Here is a 16,575-nt window from a genome sequence, read left to right on the forward strand (position 1 = left end):
CCGGGACGGAGATCCGACCGGTCGGTGACGTCGATGACGAAGGCTCGACCGGTCGTCGGTGCAGACCCGACCGGTCGCTGGAGAAGACCCGACTGGTCGCTGGAGAAGACCTGGCTGGCCGTTGGCTCGGCCAGTAAGATAAAACGTGTTCGTTTTGTTTGTCGAGAGAGAAGGCGGGACCCGCGATGGCCGAACTGAAGCAGGAGCGGGCGATCCGAACACGTCAGACCATCATTTCCGCAGCTGCGGAGGTGTTTGACGAGCACGGGTACAACGGGGCGAGCATGCGGGAGATCATGAAACGCGCCGGAGTCACGCTCGGCGCTGTGTATTTCCACTTCCCGAGCAAGGAAGCTCTCGCGCAGGCGGTCATGAACGCCCAACCCCAAACGATCATGCCTCAGTTGTCGTCACGCGGACTGCAGCGTCTGGTGGATATCACTCTCCTGTGGTCCCATCAGCTCCAGGTCGATCCGATTCTCCGGGCAGGTGTACGGCTCACCGGTGAGCAGACCAGTTTCGGCCTGCGTGACGTCACGCCCTACCAGGAGTGGGAGCAGATCATGGAGGAGTGCCTGCTGGAGGCCCGCGAGCTCGGTGAGTTGCGCGAGCACATCGATCCGCGTGAGGTGGCCGAGCTCGTGGTCGAGACGTGCACCGGCATGCAGATGTACTCGGACATGACCTCACGGCGCTCGGACCTGTCCCAACGGACCGTGAGGATGTGGCAGTTGCTGATCCCGGTCCTGGCCACCGAGAACGCCGGCCCCGCCATCGAGGTGAACACTCAGCGCGTTGCCGCCCTCACCTCGTAGCTCGTCGCGGCACCTTCCATGCCCCTTCGGCAGCCCTTAGGAGACAGTCGTGCGTGAGGATCTCCAGCAGCTTCGTCTTGCTGCGGTGAACATCGACGGCGTACTGCTCAACGACACCTTCAGTCCGGTCATCCATCACTTCGTCACCAGCCGCGGCGGTCGCTACACGGCTGACGTCGAGCGCCGCATCTTCTCGCAGTCCCGGCGCGTTGCGGGAGTCGAGATCGCCGCTGCCGCCGGGCTGCGGGTCAGCGGCGAAGAGGCCCTGACCCACTACTTCGCCGAACGCGCCGAGTTCCTCCGGCAGCACCCGGTCGTACTGAACGACGGGGCGCTGGATCTGGTCAGACGGCTGAGATCCCTCGGCCTGGCCACCCTCTGCTACGGCGGTCTGGACAGGTCCCACTTCGACACGCACCTCGGCGCGTACGCGGACCTCTTCGACGCCCCGGGCTACTTCTGCACCGATGCCTTCCGTCCCGGCATCCGGGAGATCGTCACCGAGTCCGGGCTCGCCTACGACCAGGTCCTGGTCATCGACGACGTCGCCCGGGTGGCGGAGTGCGCGCGCGAGTTGGGCGTCTCCTTCATCGGTCACCCCAGTGCGTTCGAAGGAAGTTTCCAGCGGCGCCTGATGAGGGAGGCGGGGGTGCGTCACCTCGTCGGCTCGCTCCACGAGATCGACGAGGACCTTCTCCGCCGTGTCGACCGCGAAGCCGCAGCCGGCCTCTCGTGGGACGCCGAGGCCCCCTCTGCGGGGGCGGCCGCGCGGAAGCGGCTCGCGGCCTAGTCGTCCCTGCGGTTCTGTGAACTCCTCCCCACTCCAACGGCGGTCGAAGGACGGTATGAGCGAGCAACGGATGCTGGAAGACAAGGTCGTCATGGTCACCGGAGCGTCCAGCGGCATCGGGGCCGCGGCCGCCCGGTTGTTCGCGGCCGAGGGAGCGGCGGTGGTGCTCGTGGCCCGCCGCAAGGACAGGCTCGACACCCTGGTGAGGGAGATAGTCGACAGCGGCGGCCGGGCCACGGCGGCGGCCGCTGACGTCACCCGGACGGACGACGTCGAACGCGCGGTGGCCACGGCGGTCGAGACCTGCGGCAGGCTGGACGCCGCGTTCAACAACGCGGGCTGGGCGACGGCGGGGAACCTCATCCACGAGACCGACGACGCGGTGTTCGACCGGGTCATGGACGTCAATGTGCGCGGTGTCTGGAACTGTCTCAAGCATCAGGTGCCCGTCATGCTCGAATCCGGATCCGGTGGGTCCATCGTGAACACTGCGAGCACCGCCGGACTGCTCGCCACCGGTGCCACCGCGTCCTACGTCGCCGCCAAGCACGCGGTGGTCGGTCTGACCAAGGCGGCCGCCGCCGAGTACGCCGAGCGCAGGATCCGCGTCAACTCGCTGGTCGTGGGCAGCACCCTGACGGAGCTTCTCCAGGAGGTCCTGGACGACAACCCCGCACTCGTGGAGCCCTTCACCTCCCGGTCCCTGCAAAAGCGCATGGCCGAACCCGCCGAAGTGGCCCAGGCCGCAGCCTGGCTGTGCAGTGACCGCTCCTCGTTCGTCACCGGTGTCGCGATGCCCGTGGACGGGGGCTGGACGGCAGCGTAGGACCCGGCGGCACGACGCGGTGGCCGGGCGGGGAGCCCCGCCCGGCCACCGCGGTACGGAAAGGCGCCGGGGCCTCCTCCGCGGCCGGCCGCGCTCGCGAGCGGCCGCCAACCCCCGTGCGTGTCGACGGAGTCGCGCAGCCCTCAGGCGCCGCGCTCGGGCACCGCGATGCCCGTCAGTACCAGACTCCAGACCCGTCCGACCAGGGCGGCCGAGCTGACCGGTTTCGCCGCGGCCGCCACGGGCCGGTGCCGCAGCAGCATCTCCGCTCCCCCGACCAGGTGCGTGACCAGCGCCACCACCGCCTCGGGCCGTGCCGTGGACCGCAGCAGCTGCTCCTCGTCCGCCTGCTGCAGCAGCCGGCGCACGGTGGGGAGCCAGCAGGACCACCAGCTCGAGGTACCGAGATGCTCCCGCTCCAGGCGCACCGCCGCGCGCACGGTGTCGTCGGTCTCCAGCAGCCGGGTGAGGGCCACCGTCAACTCGACCAGCTGCCGCAGCGGTTCGGCGGGCCGTTCATCGACGTCGTCGAGGACCGCCAAGGTCGCGGACCGGCCCATCTCGCCGACGGCATCGGCCAGTTCACTCTTGGACGCGAAGTGGAAGGTCAGCGCCCCCATCGAGATGCCGGCGTCCCTGCTGATCCGGTTCAGCGACGTGCCTGCGTAGCCGTCGCAGTCGAAGCGCGTCGCGGCAGCCTGCACAAGGGCGTTGCGGGTGCGCGCGGCCCTCTCCTGTTTGACCATGTCCTCTCCAAAGTTCCCCCGGTTCTGTCCGCGGCCCGTGCGTTTTCCGTGCGCCGGGCCCGCCGTCCGACAGGTCTGCGCGCCACTGCTCGCGCCGGCGGCGCCTGTTTACCAGGCAGCCTGGTCCTGCGGGTGGCCGGGACGCAACAGACAGTTGCCCAAGTAGCTCACGGTAATGGGCGAACACCGAGGTGGAACCTGCCCACTTGGCGGGGGTCCGCGGCGGCTGCGCGGGGCGCCCCCCGGGGGCGCGGAACCTGCCGAAGTGGGGACGTCTCTTCGCGGTGCCGGAGGGCGGGTCGCACACCACTGGAGAAAAAACAGATCGTTCGCTATTGTTTTCATGTTCGCGAGTCCCAGGCACCGTTCGGCACAGGGAGGGAAATGCCTCATGGAAACGCGCGGTCTGCCCCGTTCGCGGGCTTCAGTCTCGACGTTCGCTGAACGGATCTTCGGCCACCTGCCGCGAACCGATCAGCGCTACTGGGCCCAGGCCTACGTGACGGGCCTGCTCGGCACCGAAGGCAAGAAGTCGGTGCGCCGCCTCGCCGCCACGGTTTCCGGCTCGCCGACCGCGTCCCAGTCGATGCACCAGTTCGTCAACGCCAGTCCCTGGGACTGGGCGCCCGCGCGCGCCGAGCTCATGCGGTGGACGGCGGAGCGCCTCGTGCCCCGGGCCTGGGTCCTCGACGTCGCGGTGCTGCGCAAGCGGGGCGAACACTCCTGCGGAGTGCACCGCCGATTCGTGCCGGCCACCGGACGATCCGTCAACTGTCAGGTGGGAGTGGGTGCGTTCGCCGTCTCCGAGGCGGAGGCGATCCCGGTCGACTGGCGGCTGCTGCTGCCCAGGACCTGGCTCAACGACCAGGGGAGCCGGACACGCGCCCGCATCCCGACGGACATCACCGCGCGGGCCCTCGAACAGGACGCCCTCGACCTGGTGGACACGCTCGCCGCCGGCAGTGCGCTGGGAGAGCTGCCGGTCGTCGCCGACCTGAGCGCTCACGCCGCCACCACCGCACTGGTGGGCGGGCTCACCCAGCGGGGCCACAGCTTCGTCGTCGCCGTGCCGGGCCGGATGCCGGTGACCACCGGCGGACACCTCGGGGGGCGGCCCGAGTACGGCCACGAACTGCCGGCGGTCATGGAGGCACAGCGCTTCTTCGAGTCCAAGCAGCACGGCACACGCTATGACGGTGCACGTCGCGAGGAGCGTGCGGGACAGCCGTCGCTGGTGACCGGCCTGGTGCGGCTGCCCGAGGTCCGTCTCGACCGGCGTGCCCCGCACCGCACCTACCGGATGTTCGGGGTCCGCCACCCCGCGGGCCGGCGCTCGACCCAGCTGTGGCTCACCAACATGGTGCACCGCCGGGCCGACGAACTGTTCGCGCTGACCCAGTACCGGCGCCGGGCGACCTCGACGCTGCAGAACCTGGAGCGCGGCTTCGGACTGCTCGACTTCGAGGGCCGTTCCTACCCGGGCTGGCACCACCACATGACCCTGGTCTCCGCCGCGTACGCCTACAACCGCCTCGAAGCATCCACGGCCGAGGCGGTCCCCGAGGTCTGCACGACCTGACGCGCGGCCGCTCTCCCCGCGCCGCCGCTCGCATCCCCCGAGGGCGGCGGCGCGGGGGTTCCACCTCCGCGGGCGGTGCCCGCCGCGTCGCCATCACGGTGGCCCGGAATTCCTCGACGAGTCATCCCAAAGTCGAAGCGACAGGCGCGTATGGGTTTTTTCACGCAACTGAATTCCCTTACGGTGGAGCAATGCTGCGAAACACATACGAGGGTCAGGACTGCAACCTGGCCCGCTCACTCGAATTGATCGGTGAGCGATGGACTCTTCTGATCGTCCGTAACGCACTGCTCGGCGTGAAGCGGTTCGACGGATTCCTGGGACACCTGGACATAGCCCGCAACGTCCTCGCCAACCGGCTCGGCCGGCTCGTCGAATTCGGCATCATGGAGAAGGTCGCCTACCAGGACAGGCCGGTGCGCCACGAATACCGGCTCACCCCGATGGGGCGGGACCTGACCTGTGCGGTCGTCGCCCTGATGCAGTGGGGCGACCGGCACCTGTCCCCCGACCTCGGACCGCCACGCCGGGCCGAGCACCTCGGCTGCGACGGCCAGGTGAACGCGCACCTGGACTGCGCGACGTGCGGACGTCCGGTCCACGACGACGAGGTGGTGGTCCGCCCGGTCCGCTGAACACCGCGGCCCTGCGGCCGGCTCACGGGGCCGCTGGGCACTTGCGAAGATGCACCCCCCTCCCCCGCGCAAGACGATGAGCCTCCTGCCCACATCTGGTGGTCACACAGAGGAGGCGATCATGGCGACGGCGATGGGAGCGGTGCGCAGACTGCTCATGGCTCCGTCCCTGACAGAAGTGAGCTTCGCCGGGCGGGGCTTCCCCGTGGCCGAGACGGCCGCCACCCGACAGCTCGAATCGATTCCGCAGTCGGTCGTCTGCGGTTTCGAGTGGGGCGTCGACGCAGCCGGACTGTGGGAGCTCGAACGACGGCTCTCCCTGGTCGATCCCGAGGTCCGGGGCTTCGCCTACGAGGGTGCCACCATGGCCTGCACGATCCGGGACGTCATGGGCCCCCGCAGAGGCCGCCGCACCCAGGAGCTGCTGGAGGGCCCGGGCAAGCGGCACATCTTCCTCAACTACATCGGCATCGGCTTCGCCATGGCCCGGCTGCCCAGACCGCTGTGGAAGAAGGTCATGCCGCACCTGGCCGGCGACGCCTACTACCCGCAGATGAGCTGGCTCGCCGTCGACGGCTACGGCTTCGACCGCGCCTACTTCGACACCGACCGCTGGGTGGGCGGTCAGCACGTGGACCGGCCGTACGCCTGGGAGGGCGACGCGGACTACTTCCCACGCGCCGTCGACCAGGGCATCGGGCGCGCGCTGTGGTTCATCCACGGAGCACGTGTCCCCCATGTCGCGGCGGCCGTGGGCCGGTTCGCCGCCGAGCGTCACGCGGACCTGTGGGCCGGAGTCGGGCTCGCGGCCACCTTCGCGGGCTGTTCGACACCCGGCGACCTCGCCGCCCTGCGCGGAGCCTCCGGCGCGTTCGGCGACCATCTGGGGCAGGGCTGCGTGTTCGCGGCCAAGGCCCGCCACCACTCGGGCACCGTCCCCGAGCACACCCGCGTCGCCGCCCACGCGCTGACGGGCCTCTCGGTCGAGGCGGCCGCCCAACTCGCCGACGACACCCACGTCCCCTCCGGCGGCGGCGACGGTCCCGCCTATGAGCTCTGGCGCCGTTCGGTGCGCGACCGGCTGCCCGCGCGTGCGGCCGTCTGAGCATGTCCGAAGTAGACGCCGCCGCGAACTGCTTGACACATTCCACGTGGTATTCGCATGCGGTGTACAGCGATCTTCAGCAACTTTCAGGGATTTCCGAAAAGGGGTTGGTCAGGTGTCCATGTTGCGCGCGTTGAGGCGCAGAATCCTCACACCCAATGCCCGTGAAACCCAGCTGGCGAGGCGTGGTTTCCACGTCAAGAACGCAGAGGCGAAGCATCAGCTGGAAACCGTGGGCGAAACCTTCATCCAGGGGTACGCGTACGCGGTCGAGGCACGTTCCGCGGCCGAGACGGAGGAATGGCTGTCGACCGTCCCCCGCGCCTATCGCGGATTCGCCTACGAGGGCGCCGGAATGGGCGCGACCATGCTCGACGCGCTGACCGGGAGCCGTCGGCGGCTCAGCGGGCTGCTGGCCGGCGAAGGACGCCACCACGACTACATGATCATGGTCGGTGTCGGCTGGGCGATGGCCCGGCTGCCGCGCTTCATGTGGCCGGACGTGAGCGCCTACGACCCGCTGCTGCGCTGGCTCATCCTGGACGGCTACGGCTTCCACCAGGCCTACTTCCGCACCGACGACTACGTCCGCGCCCCGGAGCGCCGGCACCCGTTCACCTGGGCGGCGGGCTTCGACGCGTACAGCCTGCGCGCCATCGACCAGGGCATCGGCCGCGCGCTGTGGTTCGTGGGCGGCACCGACCCCGACGTGGTCGCCGGCCTCATCCACGCCTATCCGGCACACCGCCACGCCGACCTGTTCGCCGGAGCGGGCCTCGCCTGCACCTACGCGGGCGCCGCCGACGAATCGGAGCTGCGGCGCTTCGCCGAGCACGCCGGGCCTCACCTTCCCCGGCTGGCCCAGGGTTCCGCCTTCGCCTGCGAAGCCCGCGAGAAGGCCGGCCTGACCACCGCGCACACGCACGTCGCCGCGCACGTCCTGTGCGGCGAGCGCACCCCCGCCCAGGCGGCCCGGCTGTGCACCGACCTGATTCCCGCCATGCGAGAACGCGGGGACCAGGGCGAGGTGCCGGCGTTCGAGATCTGGCGGCAGCAGATCGCCGCCCAGCTCTCCCCCCTCCCGTCCGTCCGGAAAGGTGCCGCGGCATGACCAACCCCATAGCCTGGCTGCGCCGGCAGGCTCCCGGAGTCGTCGCCTTCGCACTGATGGTGACCGCGTTCCAGGCGGTGAAACCGGCGGAGTCCTCCGCCGCCGACAACGCCGAGCTCGCCAAGAACTTCGGCTTCCAGCCGATGTCCATCGCCCAGCCCGAGGGCTACCCGCAGCAGACCGTCCGACAGGTGAACAAGGCCTACAAGCACATCGAGGCGTGGATCTCCTCGGTCGGCGCCGGCGTCGCCATGAACGACATCGACGGCGACGAACTGCCCAACGATCTGTGCGTCACGGACCCGCGCATCGACCAGGTCTACGTGACTCCCGCGCCCGCCCCCGACCGCAAGAGTCCCTCGTACGAGCCGTTCGCACTCGACATGGCGCCGCTGCCCAAGAGCAAGACCTCGGCGCCGATCGGCTGTGTCCCCGGAGACTTCAACGAGGACGGCCGCACCGACCTCCTCGTCTACTACTGGGGCCGCACCCCCGTCATCTTCCAGGCCAAGAAGCCGGCGGCGGGCGAGCAGCCGCCGCTGGCCGCCGAGTGCTTCACCCCCGTCGAGCTGGTGCCCGGCAGGGGCGGCGACGTCTACAGCGGCCCGCTGTGGAACTCCAACGCCGCCACGGTCGCCGACTTCGACGGTGACGGCCACAACGACATCTTCATCGGCAACTACTTCCCGGACAGCCCCGTCCTCGACCCGTCCAAGGACGGCGGCGTGGAGATGAACGACTCGCTGTCGCAGGCCCGCAACGGCGGTGGCGGAAAGTTCTTCCGTCACACCGGCGACGGCTTCGAGGAGCAGAAGGACGTCCTGCCCAAGAACCTCTCCAGGGGCTGGACCCTCGCCGCGTCCGCCAACGACCTCGACGGCGACCAGCGGCCCGAGATCTACCTCGCGCACGACTTCGGCACATCGGCGCTCCTCTACAACAAGTCGCGCCCCGGCACCTTCGAGTTCGCCGAGGTCAAGGGCAAGCACTCGCCGATCGTTCCCAAGTCCAAGGAGATGGGCCGCAGTTCCTTCAAGGGCATGGGCGTCGACTTCGGCGACCTCGACAACGACGGCCTCTACGACCTGTTCGTCTCCAACATCACCACGTCCTTCGGTATCCAGGAGTCGAACTTCGCCTTCTTCGACACGGCCGAGGACAAGGCCGACCTGCGGGCCAGGCTCAAGGAGGGCGAGGCCCCGTTCAAGGACCGCAGCGGCCCGCTCAACCTCGCCTGGTCGGGCTGGGGCTGGGACACCAAGATGGGTGACTTCGACAACAGCGGCGAGCTGGAGATCACCCAGGCCACCGGCTTCGTCAAGGGCAAGCGGAACCGCTGGGCGCAGCTGCAGGAGCTGGCCACCGCCAACGACGCGCTGCTCAAGCACCCCTCCTTCTGGCCCAACGTGGAAGAGGGCGACGACCTCGCGGGCGACCAGTTCCTGCGCTTCTTCGTGAAGAACGAGGACGGTTCCTACAGCAACCTGTCCAAGAACCTCGGACTGGGTGTGCCCGTGCCCACCCGCGGTATCGCCACCGGCGACGCCGACGGTGACGGCCGCCTCGACCTCGCCGTGGCCCGGCAGTGGGACGCGCCGGTGTTCTACCACAACACCAGCGAGAGCGACGGCGGTTATCTGGCGCTCAGGCTCGTCGACGAGGCCGGATCCGATGTGATCGGCGCGCAGGCCACGGTGACCGTGTCCGACGGGAGCGTCCGCGTCGGCCGGGTCGACGGCGGCGGCGGTCACTCCGGCAAGCGCAGCACCGACCTGCACATGGGCCTGGGCGACCAGGCCGACGGACCGCTGCAGGTCCATCTGACCTGGCGGGACCGCAGCGGCCAGGTACGTAATCAGGATCTCGAGCTGAGTCCCGGCCGGCACACGCTCGAGCTCGGCGCCGAGGCCAAGGAGAAGTGACCGTGTCCACCACCTCACAGATACCGGACGCTCAGGACAGGACGACGCCCCAGGGGCCGCCCGCCCCGCCGCGGCACGACAACAAGATCGTCACCGCACTGCGCCGGTTCGCGATCTCGATCAGCGTCCTGAACATCGCGGGCTACACGTTCCTCGGATTCGAGCAGCCCTGGCTGTGGCCGTTCATCGCCGTCGGCACCGCCTACGTCGTGGAGATCGTCCTGGAGGCGATCGGCGCCAGGTCGGAGGGGCGCGCGCCCCGCTACGCCGGCAACGGCCCGCGCGGGCTGATGGAGTTCCTCTACCCGGCGCACATCACCGGTCTCGCCGTCAACATGCTCACCTACGTCAACGACCGGGTCTGGGTCATGATGTTCGGGGTGCTGGTCGCCGTCGGCACCAAGTGGGTGCTCAGGGCCCCGCTCAAGGGCCGGATGCGGCACTACATGAACCCGTCGAACTTCGGCATCACGGTCATCCTGCTGCTCTTCCCCTGGGCCAGCATCGCGCCGCCCTACCACTTCACCGAGCACCTCCACGGCCCGGGCGACTGGGTCCTGCCGGCGATCATCATCACGCTCGGCACCATGCTGAACGCCAAGCTGACGGGCCGCATGTGGCTCATCATCGCCTGGCTGGTCGGTTTCGCGCTGCAGGCGATCATCCGCGGTCTGTGGCTGGGCACCTCCATTCCCGCGGCGCTCGGCATGATGACGGGTGTGGCTTTCGTGCTCTTCACGAACTACATGGTCACCGACCCCGGAACCTCTCCCTCCAAGCGCTCCTCGCAGATCGCGTTCGGCGGCGGGGTCGCCGCTGTGTACGGCCTGCTCACGGCGTTCGGCATCGTCTACGGCATCTTCTTCGCCACGGCCCTGGTCTGCCTGATCCGCGGCGGTTACCTGTGGGGCCTGCACTTCATCGACAAGCAGCGCACGGCGCGGGCCGAGGTGGCCATGGCCGTGGTCGTCCCCGTGAAGCCGGCACCCGGCGGGCCCGTCCCCGACACGCCCGCCGACGCCTGCGCCGCAGGAACCTGCGCGCACGGCAAGTGCGCGGCCGGCCGGGCCGCCGAGCAGAAGGCGGCCGAGAAGAAGGCGGTGGTCCCCGTATGAACCGGATAGCGATCGTCGGGATGGCATGCCGCTACCCCGACGCCGAGACTCCGCACGAGCTGTGGGACAACGCGGTCGCCGGACGGCGCGCCTTCCGGCGCCTGCCCGACGTCCGGATGAACCTGGAGGACTACTGGGACCCGGACCCCCGGGCCCCCGACCGCTTCTACGCCCGCAACGCCGCGGTCCTGGAGGGCTACGAGTTCGACCGGATCGCCCACCGGATCGCCGGCAGCACCTACCGCTCCACCGACCTCACCCACTGGCTGGCCCTCGACATCGCCGGCCGGGCCCTGGCCGACGCCGGGTTCGCGCAGGGCGAGGGGCTGCCCAGGGCGAGAACCGGCGTGATCGTCGGCAACACCCTGACCGGTGAATTCTCCCGGGCCAACGGCATGCGGCTGCGGTGGCCCTACGTCCGGCGTGTGCTGGCCTCCGCGCTCAGGGACCAGGACTGGGACGACGACCGCACGGCTGAGTTCCTGGCCGGGGTCGAGAGCGCGTACAAGCAGCCGTTCCCGGCCGTCGACGAGGACACCCTCGCCGGCGGACTGGCCAACACCATCGCCGGGCGGATCTGCAACTACTTCGACCTCAACGGCGGCGGCTACACGGTCGACGGCGCCTGCTCCTCCTCGCTGCTGTCGGTCACCACGGCCGCCACCTCCCTGCTCAGCGGCGATCTCGACGTCGCGGTCGCAGGCGGCGTCGACCTGTCCATCGACCCCTTCGAGATCATCGGCTTCGCCAAGACCGGAGCGCTCGCCAGGAAGGAGATGCGGCTCTACGACCGCGGCTCCAACGGCTTCTGGCCGGGCGAGGGCTGCGGCATGGTCGTCCTGATGCGTGAGGAGGACGCCCTCGCCGCCGGTCACCGCGTCTACGCGAGCGTGGCCGGCTGGGGCATCTCCTCCGACGGGCAGGGCGGCATCACCCGCCCCGAGGTGAACGGTTACCGCACGGCCCTCACCCGGGCCTACGACAGGGCCGGATTCGGTATCGGCACGGTGGCGCTCTTCGAGGGGCACGGCACCGGCACCCCGGTCGGCGACGCCACCGAGCTCGAAGCGATCACGAGTGCGCGTGCCGAGGCCGCGCCCGGCGCGCCGAGAGCCGCCATCAGTTCCATCAAGGGCATGATCGGCCACACCAAGGCCGCCGCCGGCGTCGCCGGTCTGATCAAGGCCGCGATGGCCGTGGACACCGGGATGCTGCCGCCCGCCATCGGCTGTGTCGACCCGCACGACCTGCTCACCGACGACCAGGCCACCCTGCGGGTGCTGCGCAAGGCCGAGGCCTGGCCCGAGGAGCAGGAGCGGCGGGCCGGCATCACCGCCATGGGCTTCGGCGGGATCAACACCCATGTCGTCCTCGACAAGCGGGTGCCCGGGCGGCGTGCACCGCTCAGCCGCCGCGCCCTCACCCTCGCGGGCTCGCTCCAGGACAGCGAACTGCTCCTGCTGGACGGGGAGTCACCCGCGGCGCTGCGCGAGCGGATCAGCCAGGTGGCCGACTTCGTGCCGCGGCTGTCGTACGCGCAGATCGGTGACCTCGCCGCGACGCTCCAGCGTGAACTGCGCGAACTGCCCTACCGGGCGGCCGCGGTCGTCTCCTCGCCGGAGGACGCCGAACTGCGGCTGCGCCGGCTGCTCGAGGCCGTCGACGCGGGTGAGACCAGCCGGTTCTCCCCCGACGGGCGCATCTTCCTCGGCCGGGCCGGGGAGGAGGCCCGGATCGGCTTCCTCTTCCCCGGCCAGGGCTCCGGCCGGAGCACCGGGGGCGGCGCGCTGCGCCGTCGCTTCCCCGAGGCCGCCGACGTCTACGACCGGGCGGGCCTGCCCGCCACCGGCGACATGGTCGCCACCGACGTGGCCCAGCCGCGGATCGTCACCGGTTCGACGGCCGGTCTGCGGGTGCTGGAGGCGCTCGGTGTGGAGGCGGAGGTCGCCGTGGGCCACAGCCTCGGTGAACTGTCCGCCCTGCACTGGGCGGGCGCCCTGGACGACCGGGCGCTGCTCGACGCCGCCCGGGTGCGCGGGCAGGCCATGGCCGAGCACGGCGCCTCGGGCACGATGGCCTCGCTCGCCGCCGGACCGGAGCGGGTCACGGTCCTCACCGACGGGCTGCCCGTCGTCGTCGCCGGGTACAACGGCCCCGAGCAGACGGTCGTGGCCGGACCGGTGGCGGATGTCGAGACCGTGGCGGTGAGGGCCGCCGAGGCGGGGATCACCTGCACCCGGCTCGCGGTGTCCCACGCCTTCCACTCACCGCTGGTCGCCTCGGCGGCCGACTCCTTCGGGCGGTGGCTCGACAGCGCCGGTTTCGCACCGGTGAAGCGGCGGGTCGTCTCCACGGTCACCGGCGGGGAACTCGGCGAGGAGACGGACCTGCCCGAGGTGCTGCGCCGGCAGATCACCGAACCGGTCCAATTCAGTCAGGCCGTCCAGGCCGCGGCCGGCGAGGTCGACCTGTTCGTCGAGGTCGGTCCCGGAGGGGTGCTCAGCTCCCTCGCGGCCGCCGCGACCGGTGTGCCGGCCCTCGCGGTGAACACCGACGACGAGTCCCTGCGCGGTCTTCTCCAGGTCGTGGGCGCCGCCTACGTGATCGGCGCCCCGCTGATCCACGAACGGCTGTTCCAGGACCGGCTCACCCGGCCCCTGCAGATCGGTGCCGAGTTCCGTTTCCTGGCCAGCCCCTGCGAAGCGGCTCCGCTGGTCGAGCTGCCCGTGGTCGCGGCCGTGTCGCGGCCGGACGAGGACGGCGCCGGCGGTGTCGCGGAGGCGGGCGACGCGGCGGGGGAACCGGTCCTGGAAGTGGTGCGGGCGCTGGTCGCCGAACGCGCGGAGCTGCCGGCCGAACTGGTCGCCGACGCCAGCAGCCTCCTGGACGACCTGCACATGAGCTCGATCACGGTCGGTCAGATCGTCAACCAGGCCGCCGCCAAGCTCGGGCTCGCCGCCGCGCACGTGCCCACCAACTTCGCCACCGCGACCGTGGGGCAGCTCGCCGAAGCGCTCGAATCGCTGGCCGGGAGCAGTGGTCCTGACGACACGGCCGCACCCGTCGTCGCGGGCGCGGCCGCCTGGGCCAGGGCCTTCGCCGTGGACTTCGACGAGCTGCCCGTCCCGCCGGCCGCGCCGGGGCGAAGCGGCGGCACCTGGCAGCTGTTCGCCGACGGCGGTCATCCGTTCGCCGCCCGGCTGAAGCAGGCACTCGAAGAGGCCGAGGTGGGTTCCGGCGTGCTGGTCTGCCTGGCCCCCGACTGCCCGCAGGAACACATCGAGCAGGCCCTGAACGGTGCGAAAGACGCCCTCGCGGGCGACCGCGACCGCCGCTTCGTCCTGGTGCAGTCGGGCCGTGGCGCGGCCGGACTCGCCAAGACCCTGCACCTGGAGGCCCCGCACCTGAGGACGACCGTCGTGCACACCCCGGTGTCGGACGAGGCGATCGAGCAGGTGGTGGCCGAGGTCGCCGCGACCACGCGGTTCAGCGAGGTCCGCTACGAGGCGGACGGTGTGCGCCGGGTGCCGACGCTGCGCGCGCTGCCGGTCGTCCCCGAGCGCACCGAGCGCGTCCTGGACGCCTCGGACGTGCTCCTGGTCACCGGCGGCGGCAAGGGCATCACGGCGGAGTGCGCCCTGGCGCTGGCCAAGGACAGCGGAGCCGGGCTGGCCCTGCTCGGCCGCTCCGACCCGGCCCGGGACGCCGACCTCGCGGCGAACCTGAAGCGCATGGCCGACAGCGGGGTGAGGCTGGCCTATGCCGCCGCCGATGTCACCGACCCGCGGAAGGTACGCGCCGCGGTCGACGAGCTCACCGCGGAACTGGGCCCGGTCACCGCGCTGATGCACGGCGCGGCACGCAACGAGCCCGGATCGCTGGCCTCACTGGACATGGACGCCGTCCGCTCCACCCTCGCCCCGAAGGTCGACGGGCTGCGCACCGTGCTCGACGTGGTCGGCGAGGACAGCCTGAAGCTGCTCGTCACCTTCGGCTCCATCATCGGCCGCTCGGGGCTGCGCGGTGAGGCGCACTACGCCACCGCCAACGAGTGGCTGGCCGACCTCACCGAACGGGTCGCGCGTACCCGGCCGGGCTGCCGCGCGGTGTGCCTGGAGTGGTCGGTGTGGTCCGGCATCGGCATGGGCGAGAAGCTCTCCGTCGTCGAGTCCCTGTCCCGCGAGGGCATCACGCCGGTCTCGCCCGACCAGGGCATCGGTCTGCTGCTGCGCCTGGTCAACGACCCGGACGCGCCGGTGGTCACGGTCATCAGCGGCCGTACGGAAGGCATCGAGACCGTACGCCGTGACCTGCCGCAGCTGCCGCTGCTGCGGTTCATCGGCAATCCGCTCATCCGCTACCACGGCGTGGAGCTGGTGACCGAGGTCGAGCTGAACGCCGGCACCGACCCCTATCTCGCCGACCACCTCCTGGACGGCAACCTGCTGCTGCCCGCGGTGATCGGCATGGAGGCGATGGCCCAGGTCGCGTCCGCCGCCACCGGCTGGGCGGGCGTCCCGGTGTTCGAGGGGGTCGAGTTCCTGCGGCCCATCGTGGTCCAGCCCGACGGCACCACCCGGATCCGGATCGCCGCCACGGTCACCGGGTCCGCCACGGTCGACGTGGCCATCCGCGCCGAGGAGACCGGCTTCGTCGCCGAGCACTTCAGGGCCCGTCTCCTCTACGGTGGCGCGGCCGTCCCCGACGGCCCGCCCGAGCAGGTCGACCCCGCGGTCCCGGCGGCCCCGCTCGACCCGAAGACGGACCTCTACGGAGGCGTCAACTTCCAGGGCGACCGTTTCCACCGGCTGCGCCGCTTCCACCGGGCAGCGGCCCGGCACGTGGACGCGGACGTCTCCGTCCAGGCGTCGGGGAGCTGGTTCGCCGGCTTCCTGCCCGGCACGCTGCTGCTCGCCGACCCCGGCATGCGCGACGCCCTGATGCACGGCAACCAGGTGTGCGTCCCCGACGCCACGTTGCTGCCGTCCGGCATCGAGCGGCTCCATCCGCTCGGCTCGGCCACCGACGTTCCCGGTGAACTGCGCTACTGCGCCTCCGAGCGGTACCACGAGGGCGACACCTATGTGTACGACATCGTGGTCCGTGCCCCCGACGGCACCGCCGTCGAGCGCTGGGAGGGCCTGACCCTGCACGCCGTGCGCAAGACGGACGGTTCGGGTCCGTGGGTGGCGCCGCTGCTCGGCTCCTACCTGGAGCGGGCGCTCGAGGAGGTGCTCGGCACGCATGTCGCCGTCGCCGTCGAGCCGTACCGGGGCGACGGCACGAAGCAGCGCCGGGCGAGCACGGCGGCCGCCGTTCAGCGGGCCATCGGCGCCCCGGACGAGGTGCGTTACCGCCCCGACGGCCGTCCCGAGCTGGCCGGCGGACGGCGGATGTCGGCGGCGCACGCCCTGGGCGTCACTCTCGGCGTGGTCTCCGACACCGCCGGGCAGACCGTGGCCTGCGACGTCGAAGCGGTGACCGTCCGCACCGAGGCCGAATGGGAGGGTCTGCTCGGCGAGCACGCTGCGCTGGCCGCCCTCGTGGCCAAGGAGACCGGTGAGGCGCCCGACACCGCCGCCAGCCGTGTGTGGAGCGCCGTCGAGTGCCTGAGGAAGGCCGGGGTGATGGCTGCGGCCCCCCTGACCCTGGCTCCGTGCGACAAGGCGAACTGGGTGGTCATGACCGCGGGCGGTCTGCGGATCGCGACCTTCGTCACGGCGCTGCGCGACGCGGCGGAGCCCGCCGTCTTCGCGGTGCTCGCGGGGAGCGGTCCCGGCGCCTCGGGGCGGCCGTAGCCATGGGGAGCCGCCTCGAAGTCCGTCCCGCGGTCACGGGTGCGCGGTCCGGCCCGTCCGGGCTCCTGCGCGGGCGGGGGGACGCCCGGACGGGTCCCCCCGCCGCCCGGGGCCCGGCGTCCTCGCCGGCGCT

General features: G+C 71.0%; 11 protein-coding genes. 10 read left to right on the forward strand and 1 reads right to left on the reverse strand.

Features of this window, described 5'->3' with window-relative positions; genetic code table 11:
* Nucleotides 1-185: 185 nt before the first annotated feature.
* Genes ACZ6A9_RS31550 through ACZ6A9_RS31560 form a run of 3 tightly spaced genes read left to right on the forward strand, consistent with a single transcriptional unit; the run spans nt 186 to nt 2,431 of the window.
* Entirely contained in the window at nt 186-815 is a 630-nt protein-coding gene (locus ACZ6A9_RS31550; protein ID WP_468992723.1) for a ScbR family autoregulator-binding transcription factor, read from the forward strand.
* 49 nt (nt 816-864) lie between these two features.
* Complete coding sequence (locus tag ACZ6A9_RS31555) at nt 865-1,605, forward strand: HAD family hydrolase (RefSeq protein ID WP_468992725.1); 741 nt, start codon at nt 865-867, stop codon at nt 1,603-1,605.
* A gap of 55 nt (nt 1,606-1,660) precedes the next feature.
* Entirely contained in the window at nt 1,661-2,431 is a 771-nt protein-coding gene (locus tag ACZ6A9_RS31560) for an SDR family NAD(P)-dependent oxidoreductase (RefSeq protein ID WP_468992728.1), read from the forward strand.
* 143 nt (nt 2,432-2,574) lie between these two features.
* Here the strand turns inward: ACZ6A9_RS31560 and ACZ6A9_RS31565 are convergent, their stop codons facing one another.
* Complete coding sequence (locus tag ACZ6A9_RS31565) at nt 2,575-3,177, reverse strand: TetR family transcriptional regulator (RefSeq protein WP_468992731.1); 603 nt, start codon at nt 3,175-3,177, stop codon at nt 2,575-2,577.
* Between the two features lie 391 nt (nt 3,178-3,568).
* Between ACZ6A9_RS31565 and ACZ6A9_RS31570 the strand changes: the two genes are divergently transcribed.
* The 7 genes from ACZ6A9_RS31570 to ACZ6A9_RS31600 all read left to right on the forward strand — a co-directional run bounded on the left by ACZ6A9_RS31570 (nt 3,569) and on the right by ACZ6A9_RS31600 (nt 16,442).
* Nucleotides 3,569-4,756, forward strand: a complete 1,188-nt coding sequence (locus tag ACZ6A9_RS31570; RefSeq protein WP_468992733.1) for an IS701 family transposase — start codon at nt 3,569-3,571, stop codon at nt 4,754-4,756.
* Between the two features lie 191 nt (nt 4,757-4,947).
* Nucleotides 4,948-5,391: a winged helix-turn-helix transcriptional regulator gene (locus tag ACZ6A9_RS31575; RefSeq protein WP_468992738.1), complete on the forward strand. Its 444-nt coding sequence runs from the start codon at nt 4,948-4,950 to the stop codon at nt 5,389-5,391.
* 121 nt (nt 5,392-5,512) lie between these two features.
* Nucleotides 5,513-6,496: a DUF1702 family protein gene (locus tag ACZ6A9_RS31580; RefSeq protein WP_468992741.1), complete on the forward strand. Its 984-nt coding sequence runs from the start codon at nt 5,513-5,515 to the stop codon at nt 6,494-6,496.
* A gap of 121 nt (nt 6,497-6,617) precedes the next feature.
* Nucleotides 6,618-7,607 (forward strand): DUF1702 family protein, encoded by a 990-nt coding sequence (locus tag ACZ6A9_RS31585; protein ID WP_468992877.1) that lies wholly within the window; start codon nt 6,618-6,620, stop codon nt 7,605-7,607.
* On the forward strand, nt 7,604-9,529 hold the full coding sequence (locus ACZ6A9_RS31590; protein ID WP_468992745.1) for an FG-GAP repeat domain-containing protein: 1,926 nt from the start codon (nt 7,604-7,606) through the stop codon (nt 9,527-9,529). Before ACZ6A9_RS31585 ends, ACZ6A9_RS31590 begins: the two co-directional genes overlap by 4 nt.
* Nucleotides 9,530-9,549: 20 nt before the next feature.
* On the forward strand, nt 9,550-10,644 hold the full coding sequence (locus ACZ6A9_RS31595; protein WP_468992881.1) for an enediyne biosynthesis protein: 1,095 nt from the start codon (nt 9,550-9,552) through the stop codon (nt 10,642-10,644).
* The gene (locus tag ACZ6A9_RS31600; protein WP_468992748.1) at nt 10,641-16,442 is read left to right on the forward strand and encodes a type I polyketide synthase; all 5,802 of its coding nucleotides are present in this window, start codon (nt 10,641-10,643) and stop codon (nt 16,440-16,442) included. The genes ACZ6A9_RS31595 and ACZ6A9_RS31600 overlap by 4 nt, the downstream gene beginning before the upstream one ends.
* Nucleotides 16,443-16,575: the final 133 nt, after the last annotated feature.

This window comes from Streptomyces sp. NPDC041124 (assembly GCF_055592385.1).